The sequence below is a fragment of the Acidovorax sp. FG60 genome (assembly GCF_057808995.1).
Genome location: NZ_JBMDJC010000009.1, coordinates 1 through 19,914, shown reverse-complemented (window position 1 = coordinate 19,914; position 19,914 = coordinate 1). Strand labels below are relative to the sequence as shown.

18 protein-coding genes are annotated in these 19,914 nt (G+C 65.1%); 9 read left to right on the top strand and 9 right to left on the bottom strand.

What is annotated here, in order from left to right:
• Window positions 1-33 precede the first annotated feature (33 nt).
• Window positions 34-1,599 carry a glucose-6-phosphate isomerase gene (gene pgi / locus ACODS0_RS14645; RefSeq protein WP_487257692.1) on the bottom strand — a complete coding sequence of 522 codons (1,566 nt, stop codon included), beginning with the start codon at window positions 1,597-1,599 and terminating at the stop codon, window positions 34-36.
• 186 nt (window positions 1,600-1,785) lie between these two features.
• On the opposite strand from pgi, the gene zwf reads away from it, so the two are divergent.
• Window positions 1,786-3,240 (top strand): glucose-6-phosphate dehydrogenase, encoded by a 1,455-nt coding sequence (gene zwf, locus ACODS0_RS14640; protein WP_121422369.1) that lies wholly within the window; start codon window positions 1,786-1,788, stop codon window positions 3,238-3,240.
• Window positions 3,241-3,290: 50 nt separating this feature from the next.
• Here zwf and ACODS0_RS14635 read toward each other — a convergent pair whose 3' ends face one another.
• On the bottom strand, window positions 3,291-4,175 hold the full coding sequence (locus tag ACODS0_RS14635) for a LysR substrate-binding domain-containing protein (protein ID WP_121422368.1): 885 nt from the start codon (window positions 4,173-4,175) through the stop codon (window positions 3,291-3,293).
• A gap of 177 nt (window positions 4,176-4,352) precedes the next feature.
• Here ACODS0_RS14635 and ACODS0_RS14630 point away from each other — a divergent pair, with 177 nt between their 5' ends.
• From ACODS0_RS14630 to ACODS0_RS14605, 6 genes are all read left to right on the top strand, one after another.
• Window positions 4,353-5,102, top strand: coding sequence for an SDR family NAD(P)-dependent oxidoreductase (locus tag ACODS0_RS14630; RefSeq protein WP_488835786.1), 750 nt, complete (start codon window positions 4,353-4,355; stop codon window positions 5,100-5,102).
• 44 nt (window positions 5,103-5,146) lie between these two features.
• Window positions 5,147-6,133, top strand: coding sequence for a TRAP transporter substrate-binding protein (locus ACODS0_RS14625; protein ID WP_488835784.1), 987 nt, complete (start codon window positions 5,147-5,149; stop codon window positions 6,131-6,133).
• An 84-nt stretch (window positions 6,134-6,217) separates the two neighbouring features.
• Window positions 6,218-6,733, top strand: a complete 516-nt coding sequence (locus tag ACODS0_RS14620; protein ID WP_488835782.1) for a TRAP transporter small permease — start codon at window positions 6,218-6,220, stop codon at window positions 6,731-6,733.
• 29 nt (window positions 6,734-6,762) lie between these two features.
• Entirely contained in the window at window positions 6,763-8,022 is a 1,260-nt protein-coding gene (locus tag ACODS0_RS14615) for a TRAP transporter large permease (RefSeq protein WP_488835780.1), read from the top strand.
• Window positions 8,023-8,059: 37 nt separating this feature from the next.
• Window positions 8,060-8,914, top strand: coding sequence for a transketolase (locus tag ACODS0_RS14610; protein ID WP_121422363.1), 855 nt, complete (start codon window positions 8,060-8,062; stop codon window positions 8,912-8,914).
• A complete protein-coding gene (locus ACODS0_RS14605) occupies window positions 8,911-9,915 on the top strand; it encodes a transketolase family protein (RefSeq protein WP_488835778.1) in 1,005 nt (334 codons plus the stop codon). Before ACODS0_RS14610 ends, ACODS0_RS14605 begins: the two co-directional genes overlap by 4 nt.
• Before the next feature lie 77 nt (window positions 9,916-9,992).
• Here the strand turns inward: ACODS0_RS14605 and gloA2 are convergent, their stop codons facing one another.
• The 7 genes from gloA2 to ACODS0_RS14570 form a co-directional block, all read right to left on the bottom strand.
• Complete coding sequence (gene gloA2, locus ACODS0_RS14600; protein WP_488835776.1) at window positions 9,993-10,433, bottom strand: SMU1112c/YaeR family gloxylase I-like metalloprotein; 441 nt, start codon at window positions 10,431-10,433, stop codon at window positions 9,993-9,995.
• On the bottom strand, window positions 10,430-11,407 hold the full coding sequence (glk, locus tag ACODS0_RS14595) for a glucokinase (RefSeq protein WP_488835774.1): 978 nt from the start codon (window positions 11,405-11,407) through the stop codon (window positions 10,430-10,432). Before glk ends, gloA2 begins: the two co-directional genes overlap by 4 nt.
• A gap of 201 nt (window positions 11,408-11,608) precedes the next feature.
• The gene (locus ACODS0_RS14590) at window positions 11,609-12,676 is read right to left on the bottom strand and encodes an ABC transporter ATP-binding protein (RefSeq protein WP_488835772.1); all 1,068 of its coding nucleotides are present in this window, start codon (window positions 12,674-12,676) and stop codon (window positions 11,609-11,611) included.
• Window positions 12,677-12,684: 8 nt separating this feature from the next.
• Window positions 12,685-13,554: a carbohydrate ABC transporter permease gene (locus ACODS0_RS14585; RefSeq protein ID WP_121422358.1), complete on the bottom strand. Its 870-nt coding sequence runs from the start codon at window positions 13,552-13,554 to the stop codon at window positions 12,685-12,687.
• On the bottom strand, window positions 13,544-14,425 hold the full coding sequence (locus tag ACODS0_RS14580) for a carbohydrate ABC transporter permease (protein ID WP_488835769.1): 882 nt from the start codon (window positions 14,423-14,425) through the stop codon (window positions 13,544-13,546). The genes ACODS0_RS14585 and ACODS0_RS14580 overlap by 11 nt, the downstream gene beginning before the upstream one ends.
• Window positions 14,426-14,546: 121 nt before the next feature.
• Window positions 14,547-15,731, bottom strand: coding sequence for a carbohydrate porin (locus ACODS0_RS14575; protein WP_487257695.1), 1,185 nt, complete (start codon window positions 15,729-15,731; stop codon window positions 14,547-14,549).
• 57 nt (window positions 15,732-15,788) lie between these two features.
• The gene (locus ACODS0_RS14570) at window positions 15,789-17,039 is read right to left on the bottom strand and encodes an ABC transporter substrate-binding protein (RefSeq protein WP_121422355.1); all 1,251 of its coding nucleotides are present in this window, start codon (window positions 17,037-17,039) and stop codon (window positions 15,789-15,791) included.
• Between the two features lie 224 nt (window positions 17,040-17,263).
• On the opposite strand from ACODS0_RS14570, the gene ACODS0_RS14565 reads away from it, so the two are divergent.
• Both ACODS0_RS14565 and ACODS0_RS14560 read left to right on the top strand, forming a co-directional pair.
• Window positions 17,264-17,983: a response regulator transcription factor gene (locus ACODS0_RS14565; RefSeq protein ID WP_055395176.1), complete on the top strand. Its 720-nt coding sequence runs from the start codon at window positions 17,264-17,266 to the stop codon at window positions 17,981-17,983.
• Between the two features lie 178 nt (window positions 17,984-18,161).
• A complete protein-coding gene (locus ACODS0_RS14560) occupies window positions 18,162-19,556 on the top strand; it encodes a sensor histidine kinase (protein ID WP_121507508.1) in 1,395 nt (464 codons plus the stop codon).
• The last annotated feature ends 358 nt before the right edge of the window (window positions 19,557-19,914 follow it).

Sequence of the window (19,914 nt, the reverse complement as noted above, 5' to 3'; positions counted from 1 at the left end):
AGCGCTGCCCCAAAACGAGCAATGTTCCGGGAGTCAGGCCGCGCTGCGCAGAAGGCCCAGCAGGCCGGCGGTCGAGCCATCCAGCCCCGCAGCGTCGCCACTGGCCAGCCGCGCCTCAATGTCCTTGGCCAGCACCTTGCCCAGCTCCACACCCCATTGGTCAAAGCTGTTGATGCCCCACAGGCTGCCACTTACGAACACGCGGTGCTCCTGCAGCGCAATCAGCGCGCCCAGCGAGGCGGGGGTGAGCGCATCCAGCAGCAAGAAGGTGCTGGGACGGTTGCCCGGGAAGTGGCGGTGCCCATCTTCCCCTTCCTTGCCCACCATCAGCGCCTGGGCCTGCGCCAGGGCGTTGGCCAGCAGCTTGTTGTGATGGCCCGGGAGTGGGTGGGTGGGCTGGCGCACGGCGATGAGTTCCAGCGGCAGCACGTCGGTGCCTTGGTGCAACATCTGAAAAAAAGCGTGTTGGCCGTTGGTGCCCGGCTCGCCCCACAGCAGGGGCGACGTGGCATAGGGCAGCGGCTGGCCGTCCAGCCCCACGCGCTTGCCGTTGCTCTCCATCTCCAGTTGCTGCAGATAGGCCGGCAGGCGGCGCAATGCGGCATGGTAGGGCGCAATGCAGCGGCTGGTGAAGCCATGGAAGTTGCGGTACCAGATGTCCAGCAGGCCCAGCCGCACCGGCAGGTTCTGCGCCAGCGGCGCTGTGCGGAAATGCTCGTCCATGGCATGGGCACCGGCCAGCAGGTCGCGAAAGCCCGCCGAGCCAATCGCAATCGCGATCGGCAGGCCAATGGCGGACCAGAGCGAATAGCGCCCACCCACCCAGTCCCAGAAGCCGAAGGTGGTGGTGATGCCCAGCGCCTGCGCGGCATCGACATTGGTGGTCAGTGCCGCAAAGTGGCGCCCCACATCCTGACCGCCTTGCGCCGCAAACCAGGCCAGCGCCGAGCGCGCGTTGGTCATGGTCTCTGCCGTGGTGAAGGTCTTGGAGGCGATGAGGAACAGCGTGCTCTCGGGCTTGAGCGTGCGCAGTGTGGTGTGCAGCTCATGCCCGTCCACGTTGGAGACAAAGTGCAGCCGCTTGCCCGGTGCACGGAACTGCTCCAGCGCCAGCACGGCCATGTGCGGGCCCAGGTCCGAGCCGCCGATGCCGATGTTCACCACATCGGTGATGGACTCATGAGCACGCACCGTGTCGGCATATGCCAGCATGGCATCCAGCGTAGTGTGCACCTGGGCCAGCTTGTGTGCAATGTCTGGCCCGTCGCCGGGCAACGCCAGGCCCCGGGGGCGGCGCAGCAGCGTGTGCAGCACGGCGCGGCCTTCGGTGCTGTTGATGGGCTGGCCGCCGAACATGGCGTCGCGGTGCCGGGTGAGTCCACTGGCACGGGCCATGTCCAGCAGCAGCGCTTCGGTGGTGGCGTCCCACAGGTTCTTGGAAAGGTCTGCAAACACCTCGGGCGCATGCTGGCTGAAGTGCTCAAAGCGCTGCGCATCGCTGGCAAAGGCCTTCCGCAGGTCCAGACGGCTGCCATCTGCGGAGAACGCGGCCTGCAACTGAGGCCACTGCGGAGTTTGGTCGCAACGGAGGGAGGACATGGTGAATTCAGGATGTGGGGAGGTGAAAACCGGCGAGATAGTAACTTGATTACACAATTTATCTAATAATTTCTGCGCACGAACTGTCAAAAAACGTTTTACAGCCTCTACAGCTACACAATTCAATGTAACGAGATTACAATTTCCAGCCTCAGACGCACAACAACACCCTGATACGGAGACCCCATGAGTTTTGACCTTGTCCTGTTTGGTGGAACAGGTGACCTGGCTTGGCGCAAGCTCATGCCCGCATTGTTTCAGGCGTTCCGGCACGGAACGCTGCCCGAGGGGGGTCGAATCATTGCCGTGGCGCGTGACGAGTTGAGCCACGAACAATACCGCAGCCTGATAAAGGCGCGGTTTGACAGCGTGGAACTGGCCAAGCGCCCCACCCCGGACGAGTTCGAACGCTTTGGTGCGCTGCTGCACTACCTGCGCATGGATCTGTCCAAAACAGAGGACTACACCAAGCTGGCCGCCATGCTGCATGAACGCGGCGCCGACTCGGTGGTGATGTATGTGGCCACCGCGCCCAGCCTGTTCACCAACGTGTGCGAGCAGATCGCCGCCGTGGGCCTGAACGGCCCCACTACCCGCGTGGTGCTGGAAAAACCGCTGGGCCACGACCTCCAATCGAACCAGGCCATCAACGACACGCTGCGCCGCGTGCTCAAGGAAGAGCAGGTCTTTCGCATCGACCACTACCTGGGCAAGCCCTCGGTGCAGAACCTGTTTGCCATGCGCTTTGGCAACGCACTGTTCGAGCCCCTGTGGCGGCGCGAAACCATTGCCAACATCCAGATCACCATTGCCGAAGAACTGGGCGTGGAAACGCGCGGCGCGTTCTATGACCAGACCGGCGCCCTGCGTGACATGGTGCAGAACCACGCGCTGCAACTGCTGTGCGCCATCGGCATGGAGCCGCCCATCAACTCCAGCGCCAACGCCATCCGCGATGAAAAGCTCAAGGTGCTGCAATCGCTCAAGCCATGGAGCATGGAGACCATCGGCCAGCACGTGATTCGCGGTCAGTACGCTGCGGGCAACGTGCACGGCGCGCAAGTGCCCGGCTACGCGCAGGAAAAAGGCGTGGCCCCCGGCAGCACCACCGAAACCTTTGTCGCGCTGCGCACCGAGATCAGCAACTGGCGCTGGGCCGGAGTGCCGTTCTACATTCGCACCGGCAAGCGCCTCGCCGGGCGCGATGCGCACATCGTCGTCAACTTCCGCCCGGTGCCGCACCCCATCTTCAAGACCCCGGTGGGCGCCGCTAACCGCCTGGTGATCAACCTGCAGCCCAAGGACGGGCTGGAGCTGCACCTGCTGGCCCAAGGCGCCGCCCAGCACCAGACGGAGCCCGCGCTGTCGCAGGTGCACCTGAACCTGGACTTCGACCAGCGCTTTGGCACCGAGCGCGTGGGCGCCTACGAACGCCTGCTGCTCGACGTGATTGCAGGCCGCCTGAACCTGTTTGTGCGCAGCGACGAGCAGGAAGAAGCCTGGCGCTGGGTCGAGCCCATCCTGCAGCACTGGAAGAACGACCCCGTGGGGCCGCGCCCGTACACGGCGGGCAGTTGGGGGCCTAGCTCGGCCAGCGCGATGATTGCGAGGGATGGGTATTGCTGGAGCGAGGAGATGTGAGAGCCTCGCCACCGGGGCTGCAGACCATCGCAGTCCTGGTTGCTGGGCCTTTAGGTCTGCGCAGCCTCGCTGTGCAGCCACGACAGAAACGCCTCCACCGCCGGGCGCTTGGCGTGCCGCTCTGGATACACCGCGAAATGCGCCTTCACCCGCACGGCCTGCTCCATGCCGAACGGAGCCTTCAGCCTGCCATCGGCCAGGTGACCGCCTGCGTTGACGGCGCTCTCTAGCGCCACGCCCAGGCCCTGCGTGGCAGCATCCAGCGACATCTGGGCGCGGTCAAACCGCAGGGAGAAACGGTCGGGCGCACGCAGTTTGGTGAACCGGCCAAACCAGTCGGACCACTGCACGATGCTCACGTTGCTCTGGATCAACGGCAGGTCCAGCAGCTGCTCGGCACGCTTGAGCTTGTGCGCCTTGATGAAGGCCGGGCTGGCGAGCGGCACGATCGCCTCCTCAAACAACGGCTCCACCACCAGATCGCCCCACTGCGGAATGCCGTAGCGGATGTCGATGTCGGCCTGGCCAAGCGCGAAATCGCTGGGTGTGTGAGCGGCCGAGAGATTGAGCGATATCTCCGGGTAGGCCTGCGCAAAGTGGTGCAGGCGCGGCATGAGCCACAGACTGGCAATGCTGGGTGCCGAGTGCACATACAGGCTGTTGCGGATGCCATGCCGCAAATCGTCCGTGGCCGTGGCAATGGCGTTGAGCGCGGAGCCCACGTGCATCAGGTAGTGCTCGCCCGCAGGGCTCAGGCGCACCCCGTGGGCACTGCGCTCGAACAGGCGAATGTCCAGTTGGGCCTCCAGCCTGGAAACCTGGTGGCTGATGGCCGACGCCGTGAGGTTCAGCTCCGCCGCTGCCAGCGCAAAGCTGCGGCGGCGCGCCACGGCCTCGAAGGCCTGCAGGTTGGCAATGGGCGGCAAGGTGGGCATGGGGTGAACCCTGACGTTAGATGACGGAATGTCATCTTACGCTGATGATTCATCGCTTGTCATCATCTTGAGCGGCTTTGAGAATCGGCTCCCAGAACAGGAGACATCGCGTTGACAGCGGCCCATCGGGCAGCGTCCGCGTCTCCTGACGCCTTCACACCAAAGGAGACAAGACACATGCTGCTCAAGAACCAGGTTGCCATCATTACCGGAGGGGCGGGTATCAATGGCCTCGGGTTTGCCACCGCCCGTTTGATGGCCGAGCAAGGGGCCAAGGTCGCGATCCTCGACCTCGAAGATGCCGACCCAGCGGGCGCCGCCACTCGACTGGGCGAGGGTCATCTGGGCCTGGTAGCCGATGTGACGGACAAGGCGTCGTGCGAAGCGGCGGCGGCCCAAGTGCGCGCCCATTTCGGCCGCATCGACACGCTGGTCAACAACGCGGGCATCACCCAGCCCGTCAAGACGCTGGAGATCACCGGCGCCGACTACGACCGCATTCTCAACGTCAGCCTGCGTGGCACGCTGTACATGTCCCAGGCTGTGCTGCCCACGCTGCGCGCGCAGCAAAGTGGCTCCATCATCTGCATCTCGTCGGTGTCGGCCCAGCGCGGCGGCGGCATTCTGGGCGGGCCCCACTACTCCGCCGCCAAGGCAGGTGTGCTGGGCCTGGCCCGGGCCATGGCCCGCGAGTTTGGTCCTGAGAACATTCGCGTCAACTGCATCACGCCCGGCCTGATCGGCACGGACATCATCAAGGGCAAGCTGACCGAAGAGAAGAAGGCGGAGATTGCGGAGACGATTCCGCTCGCCCGCTTGGGCCGGGCCGATGACATTGCCGGAGCCTGCGTGTTCCTCGCCAGCCCGCTATCCACCTACTGCACCGGTATCACGCTGGACGTGAACGGCGGCATGCTCATTCACTGACCGCCCTCACGACCTCTCAACAAACATAAACCAGGAGACAAACCATGCAACGCAAAACCTTTACCCGCACCCTGCTGGTAGCCGCTGCCTTGGCCGTGGCACTGCCCGGCCTAGCGCAGGCGCAGACCATGAAGCTCACGCTGGGCCATGGCGCCGCCCCCGGTAATCCACGCCATGAAGCCGCCGTCAAATTCGCCGAAACCCTCAAGGCCAAGACGGCGGGCCGCATCGAAGTGCAGGTGGCGCCCTCGGCCCAGTTGGGCGATGACGCTGCCATGGTCACGGCCGTGCGTACCGGCGCGCTGGACATGACGGCGAACTCGCAAGGCGCCGTGTCGGTGGCCGTGCCCGAGTACGCCGCTTACGGCATGCCGTTCATGTTCTCCACTCCCGCGCAGGCCTTCAAGCTGCTGGACGGCCCGCTGGGCCAGGAGCTGGCGCAAAAATCCGCAGAGAAGGGCATGGTGGTGCTGGGCTATTGGGACAACGGCATCCGCCACATGACCAACAGCAAGCGGCCCATCACCAAGGTCGAAGACATGAAGGGCCTGAAGATGCGCACTCCGCCCGACGCGGTGCTGGTGGACATCATGCAGGCGCTGGGCGCCGAGGCGCAGCAGATCAAGTTTGCCGAGCTATACGTCGCGCTGCAGCAGGGTGTGGTCGATGGGCAGGAGAACCCGCTGGTCAACATCCATGCGAGCAAGCTCTACGAAGTGCAAAAGCACCTGGCCCTGACGAGCCACATGTTCCAGATGACGCCGTTCCTGATGAGCAAGCGCACCTGGGACCGCCTGTCCGACGCCGACCGCAAGGCCGTGACCGAGGCCGCTGCCGAAGCCACGGCACTGCAGCGCAAGATGTCGCAAGAGGCCGACGACAAGCTGTTGGGCGACCTCAAGGCCAAGGGCGTGAAGGTGACCACGGTGGACAAGGCCGCGTTTGCCAAGGCCACGTCTGCGGTGGACGCCAAGTGGCTGACCACGCCCATCGAACCCTACCTCAAGAAAGTCATCGCCGCCGCGCGCTGATTGTTCTGGCCGCTGCTGCGCCTGTCCTCATTTCCCCGAAGCCGCTGCATGGGCCCCGGCCCTTGCAGCCCAAGGAGTCTCCCGATGAACTTCATCGAATGGGCCGTTGTCGGCGTGTGCCGAGTGCTGCTGTGGATCAGCACGTCCGTCATCTTCATCATCCTGGTGGCCAACACCGTGTTGCGCTACGCCACCGGCACCAGCCTGCAATGGGCCAATGAGGTGCCAGAGCTGCTATTCCCTTGGCTGGTCATGTCCGGTGTGGTGCTGGCGGCTGCGCACGGCGCCCATATCACCACCAGCTTTCTGATGGACGCTGTGCCCCCCGCGCTGCGCCGCTGGGCGTCCATTGGCAGCTGGCTGGTGGTGGCTGCGCTGTACGGCACGCTTGCCCGGGCCACGTACCAGATGCTGGAGATCGTGCACGACGAGAAGTCGCCCATCTTGCAGGTGCCCGGGTCGCTGACCTACGGCTGCGTGATGGGTGGGCTGGTGATGCTGGCGCTGCTGGCACTCAAGTCTGCCTGGAATGCGTGGGCCGCATCGCCGGTGACGACCGCCCCTGATGCAGAGACCGCCGTGCCCGAGGCGCACTGGTAAGCCCCGCCACCCCTGCCAAGGATCTCACCATGAGCGCCCTCATTCTTCTTGTCTTTCTCGGTGCGGCCGTGCTGGCCATGCCCATTGCCCACGCACTGCTGGTGGCCGCCATGGCTGCCGCCGCCACGTCCGACCGCGTGCCGCTGGATCTGCTGGTACAGCAGATGGTGGCGCAGGTGCAAAGCTTTCCGCTGATCGCGATCCCATTCTTCATGCTCACCGGCTCGCTCATGATGGGCGGTCGCCTCGGGGCCGCGCTGGTGGGCGTGCTCAGCACGCTGATCGGCCGCTTTCACGGCGGGCCTGCGCAGGTGGGCGTGCTGTCGTCCACGCTGTTCGGCGGTGTCTCGGGCTCGGCCGTGGCCGACGCCTCAGCCATCGGCTCGCTGCTGATTCCCTGGCATAAGCGCCTGGGCTATCCGCCTGCCTTCTCAGCGGCCACGTTGGCCGCGGCCGCCACCATTGACATCCTGATCCCGCCGTCGATCCCGATGATCCTGTTCGCGCTGACGGCCAATGCATCGATCGCGGCACTGTTTGTCGCGGGCATCCTGCCCGGCATGCTGATGTGCGGCGGCTTCATGTTCATGTGCTGGTGGGTCGGCAAGCGCCGCAACTTCCCCCGGGATCTCACGCCCATCGACTGGAGCGTGTTCCGCGTGCACCTGCTGTACTCGTCACCCGCGCTGCTGCTGCCAGTGCTGATTGTGTTGTTCCTGCGCTTTGGCATTGCAACGCCGACCGAGGTGGCCGTGCTGTCCACGCTGTATGCCGCCGCAGTGTCGGTGGTTGTGTACCGCGACCTGTCGTTCAAGCGCCTGAACGATGCGGTGGTGCATGCGGGCCTGGCCACCGGTGTGGTGCTGCTGGTGATCATGGCCTCTGCCGCCATCGGCTGGCTGCTGACGTACGACCAGATGCCCACGGGCGTGGCCCATTGGATCCAGCAGAACGTGAGCCAGGGCTGGATCGTGATCCTGATCATGAACCTGCTGATGCTGTTCATCGGCATGTTCATCGACCTGCCAGCCGCGGTGCTGCTGCTGACCCCGGTGTTCCTGCCCCTGGCCCACAGCATTGGCATGGACCCGGTGCAGCTGGGAATCATGATGGTGGTCAACCTGGCTGTGGGCCTCTACACCCCGCCGGTGGGTACCACGCTGTTCATCACCAGTGCACTGGCCAAGGTCAAGGTAGGCCAGACGGTGCGCGAGCTGGGGCCGTTTTACTTCGTGGCCTTCCTGGTGCTGGCGCTGGTGTCTTACGTGCCCGCCTCGATCCTTCGCTAAACGCTTTTCTTCCCCCGCTTTCACACAGGAGAACTCCATGACTTCCGCCGCAGACAAACTGCAGGCGCTGGCCCGGTGCGCCCATCGCATCCGCCGCTACGCCGTTCGCATGGGTGAGGTTCAGGGCCAGGGCTACATCGGCCAGGCCCTGGGCTGGGCCGACGTGCTGGCCGTGGCTTACGGCCATGCCCTCCACCTGCAGCCGCAGAACCCTGAATGGGAGGGACGCGACCGCTTCCTGCTGTCGCACGGCCACTACGCCATCGCGCACTACGCGGCGCTGATCGAAGCGGGCGTGATCCCGCAGGACGAACTCGAAACCTACGGCAGCGACGACAGCCGCCTGCCCATGAGCGGCATGGCCACGTACACGCCAGGCATGGAAATCTCGGGTGGCTCGCTGGGCCAAGGCCTGGTGATCGGTGTGGGCATGGCACTGGGCCTGAAGCAGAAAAAGAACCCCGCGTTCGTCTACAACTCTATGAGCGACGGCGAGCTGGACGAAGGCTCGACCTGGGAGGCCGCCATGTCGGCCGCCCACCACCAGCTCGACAACCTGATCTGCCTGGTGGACATCAACAACCAGCAAGCTGACGGCCCCAGCAGCAAAGTGCTGGGCTTCGAGCCGCTGGCCGACAAGTGGGCCGCGTTCGGCTGGCACGTGCAGCGCGTGGACGGCAACGACTTGGCCGCCGTGCTGGCCGCTTTCGACACCGCGCGCCACCTGAAAGAAGCCAAGCCGCGCGTGATCCTGTTCAACACGCTCATGGGCAAGGGCGTGCCCTTCCTGGAGACGCGCGACAAGAACCACTTCATCCGCGTCGATCCGCCCGAGTGGCAGCAGGCCCTCGCCATCCTCGACCAGAACGCACCCGAAGGAGCCGCCGTATGAACACCGTCGCCGAGAAAAAACCGCGCCTGACCACCTCCGCCATGATCGCCTCCATCGCGGGTGAGGGGCAGCGCGTCAAGGCCGCACCGTTTGGCAAGGCCCTGGTCGAACTGGCCGCCACCCGCCCTGAGATCGTGGGCATGACCGCAGACCTGGCCAAGTACACCGACCTGCACCTGTTTGCGCAGGCCTACCCCGAGCGCTTCTACCAGATGGGCATGGCCGAGCAGCTGCTGATGGGCGCGGCGGGCGGCATGGCCAAGGAAGGGCTGATTCCCTTTGCCACCACCTATGCCGTGTTCGGCACGCGCCGTGCGTACGACTTCATTCACCAGGTGATCGCCGAAGAAAACCTGAACGTGAAGATGTGCTGCGCGCTGCCCGGCCTGACCACCGGCTACGGCCCCAGCCACCAGGCCACCGAAGACCTGGCCATGATGCGTGGCATCCCGGGCCTGACCATCATCGACCCCTGCGATGCGCTCGACATCGAGCAGGCCGTGCCGCAGATGGCCGCCCACAACGGCCCCGTCTACATGCGCCTGCTGCGCGGCAACGTGCCTCTGGTGCTGGACGAGTACGACTACCAGTTCGAACTGGGCAAAGCCAAGCGCCTGGTGGATGGCGACGAGGTGCTCATCATCTCCAGCGGCTTCCTGACCATGCGCGCGCTGGAGGTGGCCAAGGCGCTGCAGGCCGACCGCATCGGCGTGGGCGTGCTGCACTGCCCCACCATCAAGCCACTCGATGTTGCGACCATCCTGGCCGAGGTGCAGCGCAAGCCGCGCCTGGTGGTGGTGGCCGAGAACCACTCAGTGGTCGGCGGCCTGGGTGAAGCCGTGGCCAGCGCACTGCTGCAAAACGGTGTGCAGCCCACACGGTTCCGCCTGGCGGGGCTGCCCGATGCCTACCTCGATGCGGGCGCCTTGCCCACATTGCACGACCGCTACGGCATCAGCACCGAGGCGCTGTCGGCGCGCGTCAAGGCGTGGTTGCAATAGGACGGCATCTCAGGGGGGCAGGTCCGCACCCGCGGCGTCTGGTCAAGGCGCCGCACAGCCTCGCGGCAATGTGCCGCTTAACGCGCCCGGACTTCTTCCACCAGCTCAATCGGCAACCCATCAGGGTCGGCAAAAAAGGTGAACAACGCGCCGGTAAACGGATCGACCCGCACCGGCTCCACCGCCACGCCATGCGCTACCAGCGTGCCCACGCTGGCTTCCATATCGGCTACGCGCAACGCCAGATGGCGCAGGCCACAGGCCTCGGGGTAGGACGGGCGTGCGGGTGGGTGGGGGAAGGAAAAAAGCTCCACCTGCGTTCCATCGGGTATCTGCAGGTCCAGCTTGTACGACTGCCGCTCCGCCCGAAAGACTTCGTGCACCACCCGCAGGCCGAGCACCTCGGTGTAGAAGCGGCGCGAGCGGACATAGTCGCTGGCGATGATGGCCACATGGTGCACACCGCTGACCTGTAGCGCAGGCCCCGGCGCGGGCGGTGCGGCAACTTCGCTGCTCATCCTTCAGAGCCGGCAATATCGAGTGCACGCGACGCGCCATACAGCGCAGGCGTGGCGCTCGGGTCGATGATCCAGCAGGGGATGGACGCGAGGTAGGGCTGAAAGCGTCCCTTGGACTCGAACCGTGCGCGGAACGAGGATTTGTCGAACCACGTGCCCAGGCGCGGCACCATGCCGCCGCCAATGAACACGCCGCCGCGCGCGCCCAGGGTAAGGGCCAGGTTACCCGCCACGCTACCCAGAAAGCCGCAGAACAGGTCCAGCGCCTCCAGCGCCAAGGCGTCGTTGGACTGCAGTGCCAGCTCGGTCACTTCGGCGGCCGAACTGATCTCCTTGCCGCCGCGCTGGGCCAGCCTGCGCAGCGCGTGGTACAGGTCCACCAGCCCCGCACCCGACACCGCGCGCTCTGCGGACACATGGCCATAGCGTTCTTGCAGGATGGCCAGCACGTCGAATTCGCGCTGCGTCTGCGCGGCCAGCGACACATGCCCGCCCTCGCCCGACAAGGGCACACCGTTGCTGGACCCCGGCGGGAAGACCAGACCCGACACGCCCAGGCCCGTGCCCGGGCCCAGCAGCGCGATGGCGGCGCCCGGCACGGCCTCGCCGCCGCCCACGGGGCGCAGCAGGTCGGCCGTCAGCAGGGGCAGCGCCAGTGCCAGCGCGGTGAAGTCGTTGATGACCACCAGGCGCTCAAAACCAAACGCCTCGCGCACCGCGCGCTGCGAGAAGCTCCAGCTGTGGTTGGTCATGCGGATGGCGTCGCCCGTGACGGGGTTGGCAATGCCAAACGCCGCCTCGCGCGGGGTGGGTACGCCCACTTCTGTCAGATAGGCCGCCAGCGCAGTATCCACGGTGGGGAACTGCGCGCAGGGCAACACGCGCGTGTCATGCAAGGGGCCGCCCGGTTCGTTCTGCCAGGCCAGTCGGATATTGGTGCCGCCGATGTCGGCAAGGAGGCGCTGAGGGTGCATGGGAAAAATATGAAAACCAAAGGTCACACGCCCCCGTTGCCCTGCGGCAGACGGCGGCCTGCGGATCGCTAACGCTACTATTTATATAGCTGCTGGCGCTTGATAGATAAGCGCTGGAGCCTCTTTTTACCTGAATTACCGCTTCAGGCAAAGACCAAAGCCCCTTCTTGCAGCGACCCAGGGTCCGGGGCTCCCAACCGCTCAGCCTGTCAATCGATCTTCGGACTTGGCGTCGAACCAGTGGGCGTTGGCGGGCTCTACCGCCAGGCCCACGGCGTCGCCGGGCTGCACACGGGTCTGCGCATCGGTGCGCAGCGTGACGCTGCCTGCGGCGGTGTCCACCATCACATAGGTGTCGGGGCCCGTGGGCTCCACCACGCTGACCCGCCCGCGCCAGGGGGCAGTCTCCTGCATCACCAGGTGCTCAGGGCGCACGCCCAGCAGCACCTCGTTAGCACTGGATGGTGGAGGCGCCAGGTTCAACGCCGCACCCTGGATGCCAAACTGCCCGCCCGTGACCGCGCCACGCAGCAGGTTCATGGTGGGCGAGCCGATGAAGGTGGCCACGTAGGTATTGGCCGGGCGGTTGTAGATCTCGTCGGGCGTGCCCAGCTGCTGCACCACGCCGCCCTTCATCACCGCGATGCGCGAACCCAGCGTCATGGCTTCGACTTGGTCATGCGTCACGTACACGCTGGTGATGCCGCTGGCCTGGTGCAGGCGCTTGATCTCGGCGCGCATCTCCACGCGCAGCTTGGCGTCGAGGTTGGACAGTGGCTCGTCGAACAAGAACAGCTGCGGCTGGCGCGCCAACGCCCGCCCCATGGCCACGCGCTGGCGCTGGCCGCCCGAGAGCTGGCTGGGGCGGCGGTCGAGCAGGTGGCTGATCTGCAGCATGGCAGCCACTTCGTCGATGCGTTTTTGCCGCTCTGGCTTGGGCATCTTGCGCATCTCCAGCGCAAAGCCAATGTTGTCGGCCACGGAGAGCGTGGGGTACAGCGCGTAGCTCTGGAACACCATGGCGATGTCGCGGTCGCGCGGGGGCATGCCCACCACGTTCTTGCCACCGATGCGGATCTCGCCTTCGGTGGGCTCGTCCAGGCCCGCAATGATGTTGAGCAACGTGGATTTGCCGCAGCCCGAGGGGCCGACCAGGATCAGGAACTCGCCCGGTGCCACGTGGATGTCGATCTTGCGCAGCACTTCCACGCTCTTGTCACTCTTGCCAAAGCGCTTGTTGATGCCCGCGATGTCCAATGAAGACGCCATGATTTTCCTTAACCTTTCACCGCGCCAGCCGTCAGGCCGCGCACAAAAAACTTGCCTGCGAGAACGTAGATCACCATGGTGGGCAAGCCTGCGATGATCGCGGCCGCCATGTCCACGTTGTAGGCCTTCACACTGCTGCTGGTGTTGGCCAGGTTGTTCAGGCCCACCGTCACGGGCTTCGAGTCCGTGCCCGAGAACACCACACCGAACAGGAAATCGTTCCAGATGTTGGTGAACTGCCAGATCAGCGTGACCATGATGATGGGCGTGGACAGCGGCAGCACGATGCGCCAGAAGATCTGGAAGAAGCTGGCGCCATCCATGCGCGCCGCGTTCACCAGCTCCTTTGGGATCGCCGCGTAGTAGTTGCGAAAGAACAGCGTGGTGCCCGCCAGCCCCGCCAGGCAGTGCACCAGCACCAGCCCGGTGATGGAACTCGAAAGCCCTAGCCATCCCAGCACCTGGCTCATGGGCAGCAGCACCACCTGGAACGGCATGAACACACCAAACAGCAGCATGCCGAACAGCGCATCGCTGCCGCGAAACTTCCACAGGCTGAGCACATAACCATTGAGCGCACCCCACACGGTGGAGATCATCACGGCCGGCACGGCCATGGCCACAGAATTCCAGAAGAACGGGCGCAGGCCATTGCAGTCCACGCCCGTGCAGGCGCTGGACCAGGCCGTGCCCCAGGCTGCCCCGTTCAGCGCAGCGGGCAGCGCCAGCAGCGAGGTGCTGCGGATCTCCTCGGCATCCTTGAACGAGGTGACCAGCATGGCGTACAGCGGTAGCAGGAAGAACGCGGTGGCCAGGGCCAGCACGGCATAGACCAGCAAGCGGCCGAGCGACGGAAAGAGGGAGGGCTTAGCGGTCATGGGGCTTGGTCCGCAGTTCGCTGTAAAGGTAAGGGATGACCAGTGCCGCCACGGTGGCCAGCATCATGGTGGCACTGGCGGCGCCCAGGCCGATCTGGCCGCGCGAGAACGACATGGTGTACATGAACGTTGCTGGCACGTCGGTGGAAAAACCAGGGCCACCGGCGGTGAGCGCCATCACCAGGTCAAAGCTCTTGATCGCCAGGTGCGACAGCACCATGACTGTGGAGAAGAACACGGGCCGCAGTGCTGGCAGCACGATGCGCCAGTAGATGCGTGGCAAGGATGCACCATCGACCTGCGCGGCCTTGATGATGCTGTCGTCGATGCCCCGCAGGCCCGCCAGGAACAGCGCCATCGCAAAACCAGCGCTTTGCCAGATGCCTGCAATCACCACGCAGTAGATGGCCATCTCGGTGTCCACCAGCCAGCCAAACTCAAAATTCGAAAAGCCCCAGTCGCGCACCATTTTTTCGATGCCCAGGCCCGGGTTCAGCAGCCACTTCCAGGCCGTGCCCGTCACCACGAACGACAGGGCCATGGGGTACAGGTAAATGGTGCGCAGCGCGCCCTCAGCGCGGATCTTCTGGTCCAGCAGCACGGCCAGCACGACGCCGATGGCCAGGGACCCGCCCACGTAGCCCACGCCGAAGATGCCGAGGTTCTTGAGCGCGACCCACCAGCGGTCCATCTCCCAGAGTTTTTCGTACTGCGCGAGGCCCACCCACTCGTAGTTGGGGAGCATGCGCGATGCGGAGAGGCTCAGCACGCCATTCCAGACCATCAGGCCATAGATGAAGGCAAAGCCCAGTACAAAAGCCGGTGTCACGACCAGCTTGGGCAGCCATGTTTCAAACGTGTTTTTGCTCATGGCCACGGTATGTGTTTGTCATCGTCCTGCATGTAAAAAAAGCGGGGGACACGCAGGAGTGCCCCCCAAATGAACAAAGTAACCTCTGACTAACTCGCTAACTCACTACCTACTCAACGGATCACCACCACACCTCGTACTGCACGCCCACCAGCGTGCGCGAGGTCTTGCCATTGGCGCCAAAGGTTGCGGCATTGGCCAGTGCCGCCGCCTGGTTCCAGTTGGCCTTGGTCACGTACAGACGCAACTCGGGACGTGACCAGAAGTCTTCCGACAGGGCCAAGGCGCCCGCCAGCGTGACCTTGGACAGGCGCTGGTCAGCACCAGTGCCCTTGCGGGTGGTGGTGGACAGTTCCACCAGGCCCTTGAAGTTCTTGGTGAACGCATAGGAGCCACGGCCACCCAGCGAGAAGTCCTTGGTCTCCACGCCCGTCAGATCAGCCTTGTTGGTCTGGTAGCCAATGAGGGCCTGACCACCAAACGGGCCGCTTTGCCAATTGATGGAGTCGGCGATGCGGGTGGCGCGCTTGCCAGCGCTGGTGCCCTCGATGGCCTCGAACTCTCCGTCTATGCGCGCATGGCCCCGCGATGTTTGCAGGTACAGCGTGTTGGTGATGCTGGGCAGCAGGAATTCCTTTTGCGTGTGCATGAAGGAGATGCCCGAGCCCGAACCGCCATTGACCTGGCCCTTGCCCCCCACCGCCGTCAGCAGCACCCGCAGCTTGCCACCCGGGTTGGTGTTGATCTCCGACAGGTCGGCGTTGATGCGGTGAGCCTTCACGTTGTTGGGCAGGCCACCGTCGAACTTGTCGCCGGTGAACACACCCAGGCCCAGCTTCATGCCGCCGACGGGCACGTCGGTCACACCGGCGCCGATGTTGTCGCCGTAGTTCAGCAGGAAGTAGTCGACGATGTGCACGTCCTGGATCCGCAGGCGGCGCTGGCCGACCCAGAACTTGGCTTCGGGTGAGAACGAGAAACCGCTCATTTCCACAAATGCCTGTTCGGTGCTGATGTCGCCACTGCCCCACTTGGCGGGCATGTAGTTGACCTTCCACTTGACACCGCCGGCTTCAAAACCGCGTGCAAAGTTGACTTCGATGCCGTTGTCACCCTCGTTGCCCAGGCGGTATTTTTGCAGCTCGCCACCCAGCGAAAGGTTGCCCTTGACGCCGTCGGAGTGGTTGAACACGGGGCCGCCCCGCGAGTAACCGTTGAACTCAAAGCCTGCTACATCCATAGCAAAGGCGCCATTCGCGCATGCGGCGGCCAAAGCCACCGCCGTAAGGCGGTTTCTTGTCTTCATGATGGGATCCCTCTGGGGTTGGTTTTAGTGCGTGTGTGCGCGTGTGTCTTGCACGGCTTACTTGGTTTTCGCGGCGGCCGCGATCTTCTTCATGGCATCGGCGACGCTGACCTTGTCGTCGTTCCAGAACTGGCTGACCACGTCCTTGATGGCGCCTTCGGTGGCCGGGGCAATTGCCATGCCGTGGGCCGCACTGGGCACCAGGCCGCCGCTCTTGGCGGTGTCCACAAAGTCCTTGGCCGAGGCCTTCGCGCAGTCGTCAAACTTGTCCATGGGCTGGCCCGCGCGCACGGGGATGGAGCCCTTGTTCAGGTTGAACACTTCCTGGAAAGCCGGGCTCATGATGGCGCTGGCCAGGTCGCTCTGCGCCTTCTGTGCGGCAGCATCCTTCAGCTTGAACAGAATGAACGAATCGACGTTGAAGGTGAACGCGTTGGCCGAGCCCGGTGCAGGAGCACACAGGAAGTCTTTGCCCGGCGCCTTGCCTGCGGCCAGGAACTCGCCCTTGGCCCAGTCGCCCATCAGCTGAAAGCCTGCCTTGCCCTGGATCAGCATGGCCGTCGCCAGGTTCCAGTCGCGGCCAGGGGCGCCGGGGTCGGTGTAGCCCTTGATGCGGCGGAAGGTCTCCAGCGACTTCTTCATGGTGTCGCTGTTGATGGCCTTGTCGTCAAGCTTGACCAAGGCGTCCTGGTAGAACTTGGGGCCACCCACGCCGAGCACCACCGATTCAAACGTGGTGAAGTCCTGCCAGTTCTGGCCACCGTGGGCCACGGGCACCAGGCCGGCGGCCTTGAGCTTGTCGGCTGCCGCAAAGAACTCGTCCCAGGTCTTGGGCATGGCGGCCACGCCAGCCTTCTTCAGGGCCTCGGAACTGCCCCACATCCAGTTCACACGGTGCACGTTGACCGGGGCGGCCACGTAAGCGCCCTTGTACTTCATGACATCGGCGACCACCTTGGGCAGCAGGTCATCCCATTTTTCAGCCTTGGCCAGGGTGTCCATGTTGGCCAGCACGCCTTCGGACGCCCACTCCTGAATGGCCGGGCCCTTGGTCTGCGCAGCCGACGGTGGGTTGCCCGAGATCACGCGGCTCTTGAGCACGGTCATGGCGCTGTCGCCACCGCCACCGGCCACGGCAAAGTCGCGCCAGGTGTGGCCCTTGCCCTGCATGATCTTCTTGAGCTCGGCCACCGACTTGGCTTCGCCGCCCGAAGTCCAGTAGTGCAGGACCTCCACCTCCCCCGCGCTGGCCGACATCGCTGCCGCCAGGCCCACCGCCACTGCGGCGATTTTTGTCATCTTCCACATACCCGTGTCTCCTCGATGTTTGAATCCGTTGGTGCGCCGCAATCCGGTGCTGTTCAGCGCAGTTGGTACTTTAATTACAATAATTAATGAACATATCAGGGCTTTCCCGGGTGTGGGTTACATACCAACGCCATTGGCCCGTTATTGAATTACCAACCGCTGCGGGTGCAAGCATTGCCGTGCTGCAGGAGCCGCTGGCGGGGTGCTTTGTTATGCTCAATCCCATGGCCACGATACTGATTGTTGAAGATGATGCCCTGCTGCTGGACGCGCTGACTGGCCAGCTCCAGCAGCTGGAATTCGGCGTGCACACGGCCTCCAGTGTGGCCGAGGCCACCACGCTGCTGCAGTCGCAGGCGGTGGACGGCATCATCCTGGACCTGGGCCTGCCCGGCGCCGACGGCATGGAGCTTCTGACCTGGGCGCGCACCCACATTGCCGGCCTGCCCGTGCTGATTCTGACCGCGCGCGATGGCGTGGAAGACCGCGTGCTGGGTCTCAATGCCGGGGCTGACGACTACATCACCAAGCCCTTCAACATGCAGGAGCTGCAGGCCCGCCTGCAGGCCATGCTGCGCCGTGCGCGCCAGCCCGCCTTTACCCAGGCCAGCAGCGCCGCAGGGGGCGCCAGCACCACCATCGGCCCGCTGGTGCTGGACCACGCCAGCCATTCGGCGGCGCTCAATGGCGACCTGCTCGACCTGACCCAGCGCGAATGGGAGCTGCTGGAGTTGCTGGTCAACCGCTGTGGCGAAGTCGTCACGCGCGACGATGTGCTGGCCGCCTGGCGCGCCAGCCCCCCGGAGCCCGGACAAACCGCCGCGCCCCCGCTCAACTCCAACGCGCTGGAGGTGTATGTGCACCGCCTGCGCAAGAAGCTCGACACCTCGCCGCTGGCCATCCGCAACATCCGGGGGCTGGGGTACATGCTGAACAGGCCGTAGATGGAACACCCCCCTGAGTCGCTGCGCGCCTTCCCCCCGCTCTCGCTTCGCTGCGCTACGCGGGCAGGAGGACGATGCCCTCGCTGCGGGGCGGCCCTTGCTCGGCATCCCTCGCGGGGGCCGCGCCAGTGGCTGGCATCGGGGGTCCCACTGATCTCCGCAGGCCCAGGCCACTGACATGCGCCACGTACCGGGGGTTTCTCTTCAACGCAAGCTGCTGCTGTGGCTGTTGCTGCCGCAGCTGGTGTTGTGGCTGTCTGGCGGGTTTCTGGCGTGGCGCATTGCGCTGCAGAACGGCGAGAAGGGCATTGACCAGACGCTGACGCAGTCGGTGCGAGCGCTCGCGCGGCAGATCAAGCCGATCGGGGACGGGTTGCTGGTGGACTTTCCCAAGGCCGCGCAGGACATCCTGGAGCAGGACCCGGCCGACCGCATCACCTACATGGTCTCGTCCCCGCCCGGCCGCTTTCTGCTGGGCAATGCCCAGTTGCCCCCGCCGCCGCCCGTGGAGGTGCGCGTAGGCGACCCCTACCTGTACCACGCCCGCGTGGACGACCGCCCCGTGCGCGTGGCGCTGCTGGACGTGGACTACGGCACACCCCAGACGCGCCAGACCCTGCGCGTGCAGGTGGCGCAGAGCCTCACCGTGCGCGAGCGCATCGCGCAGGAGCTGCTGGAGCAGATGGTGTTCCCCATGGGGCTGATGGGCCTGGCGCTGAGCGCCGTGGTGTATGCGGGCGTGCTGCGCGGCCTGCAGCCCTTGAAGCGCCTGGAGGCCCAGATCGAGCGCGCCGGCGCCCTGCCGCAGGCTGGCACCACGCCGCTGCCCCCCATCGAGCTGACCTCGGCTCCGCAGGAGGTGCATTCGCTGGCCAGCACCATCAACCGGCTGCTGGAGACCGTGGCGCGCGGCCAGCAAAAGGAAAAGCGCTTTCTCAACGACGCTGCGCACCAACTGCGCACCCCGCTGGCCGGGCTCATCGGCCAGACCGAGCTGGCCCTGCACGAAAGCCATGAGCCCGCCGTGCAGGAACGCCTGCAAAAGGTGCTTTCGGCCGCCCAGCGCAGCGCCCACTTGGTGCACCAGCTGCTGCAGCTGGCGCGCTCCGAATCGAACGTGGAGATGCAGGCCATCGACCTGGCCTGCCTGGCCCGCGAAGTCGCTCGCGAATGGGCAGCCCGCGCCCTGGCGCAAGGCATGGACCTGGGCTACGAGGGTGACGACAGCCTGCCCGTGCAAGGCCACCCGGTGCTGCTGCGCGAGGCGCTCAACAACCTCATCGACAACGCACTGCACTACGCAGGCCCCGGCGCCACGGTGACAGTGCGTGTTGGCCACGAGGAGCCCGGGCGCTGGGCCTTGCTGCTGGTAGAGGACGACGGACCGGGCGTGCCAGCCGAACACCTGGGCGATCTGTTTGCGCGCTTCTGGCGCGGGTCGGACAAGGCGGGGGGGTGTGGGCTCGGGCTGTCGATCGTGGAGGAGATCGCGCTGCGGCATGGCGGCCGGACGGTGGCGGAGGGGGTGGTTCCGAGGGGGTTGCGGGTGGGGATGCGGCTGCCTGCAGGGTAGGTGTTTTTGGTATTTTTTTGGGGCCTTGCGCTTGGCCCACGAGCGCGAACAGCTACTTTTTTTCATAGCACTTTGCATTTGCTATTCGGACTGAGCCTGCCGAAGCCGGGGCACACCCCCACCCGCTCGGGCTGAGCCTGTCGAAGCCAGGGCACACACGCTCGCTGATCTGTGCGGTATGCCTGGTTTCAGGGCGGGAGCCGGGGGGTGCGCCCGGCGGCGCAGTAACTTTCTCTTGTCTCGCCAAGAGAAAGTCACCAAAGAGAAAGCGACCCTGCTGTCTGCGACCCCTTCGCTGCGCTACGGGGCAACCTGGGGTGCTCGGTCACGGGGTGCACCGCAGAACTCGCTGCGCGCC

What these genes read in the sequence shown, in the direction of transcription:
- pgi (WP_487257692.1), bottom strand. Translation starts at nt 1,599, where the DNA reads ATGTCCTCCCTCCGTTGCGACCAAACTCCGCAGTGGCCTCAGTTGCAG.
- zwf (WP_121422369.1), top strand. Translation starts at nt 1,786, where the DNA reads ATGAGTTTTGACCTTGTCCTGTTTGGTGGAACAGGTGACCTGGCTTGG.
- ACODS0_RS14635 (WP_121422368.1), bottom strand. Translation starts at nt 4,175, where the DNA reads ATGCCCACCTTGCCGCCCATTGCCAACCTGCAGGCCTTCGAGGCCGTG.
- ACODS0_RS14630 (WP_488835786.1), top strand. Translation starts at nt 4,353, where the DNA reads ATGCTGCTCAAGAACCAGGTTGCCATCATTACCGGAGGGGCGGGTATC.
- ACODS0_RS14625 (WP_488835784.1), top strand. Translation starts at nt 5,147, where the DNA reads ATGCAACGCAAAACCTTTACCCGCACCCTGCTGGTAGCCGCTGCCTTG.
- ACODS0_RS14620 (WP_488835782.1), top strand. Translation starts at nt 6,218, where the DNA reads ATGAACTTCATCGAATGGGCCGTTGTCGGCGTGTGCCGAGTGCTGCTG.
- ACODS0_RS14615 (WP_488835780.1), top strand. Translation starts at nt 6,763, where the DNA reads ATGAGCGCCCTCATTCTTCTTGTCTTTCTCGGTGCGGCCGTGCTGGCC.
- ACODS0_RS14610 (WP_121422363.1), top strand. Translation starts at nt 8,060, where the DNA reads ATGACTTCCGCCGCAGACAAACTGCAGGCGCTGGCCCGGTGCGCCCAT.
- ACODS0_RS14605 (WP_488835778.1), top strand. Translation starts at nt 8,911, where the DNA reads ATGAACACCGTCGCCGAGAAAAAACCGCGCCTGACCACCTCCGCCATG.
- gloA2 (WP_488835776.1), bottom strand. Translation starts at nt 10,433, where the DNA reads ATGAGCAGCGAAGTTGCCGCACCGCCCGCGCCGGGGCCTGCGCTACAG.
- glk (WP_488835774.1), bottom strand. Translation starts at nt 11,407, where the DNA reads ATGCACCCTCAGCGCCTCCTTGCCGACATCGGCGGCACCAATATCCGA.
- ACODS0_RS14590 (WP_488835772.1), bottom strand. Translation starts at nt 12,676, where the DNA reads ATGGCGTCTTCATTGGACATCGCGGGCATCAACAAGCGCTTTGGCAAG.
- ACODS0_RS14585 (WP_121422358.1), bottom strand. Translation starts at nt 13,554, where the DNA reads ATGACCGCTAAGCCCTCCCTCTTTCCGTCGCTCGGCCGCTTGCTGGTC.
- ACODS0_RS14580 (WP_488835769.1), bottom strand. Translation starts at nt 14,425, where the DNA reads ATGAGCAAAAACACGTTTGAAACATGGCTGCCCAAGCTGGTCGTGACA.
- ACODS0_RS14575 (WP_487257695.1), bottom strand. Translation starts at nt 15,731, where the DNA reads ATGAAGACAAGAAACCGCCTTACGGCGGTGGCTTTGGCCGCCGCATGC.
- ACODS0_RS14570 (WP_121422355.1), bottom strand. Translation starts at nt 17,039, where the DNA reads ATGTGGAAGATGACAAAAATCGCCGCAGTGGCGGTGGGCCTGGCGGCA.
- ACODS0_RS14565 (WP_055395176.1), top strand. Translation starts at nt 17,264, where the DNA reads ATGGCCACGATACTGATTGTTGAAGATGATGCCCTGCTGCTGGACGCG.
- ACODS0_RS14560 (WP_121507508.1), top strand. Translation starts at nt 18,162, where the DNA reads ATGCGCCACGTACCGGGGGTTTCTCTTCAACGCAAGCTGCTGCTGTGG.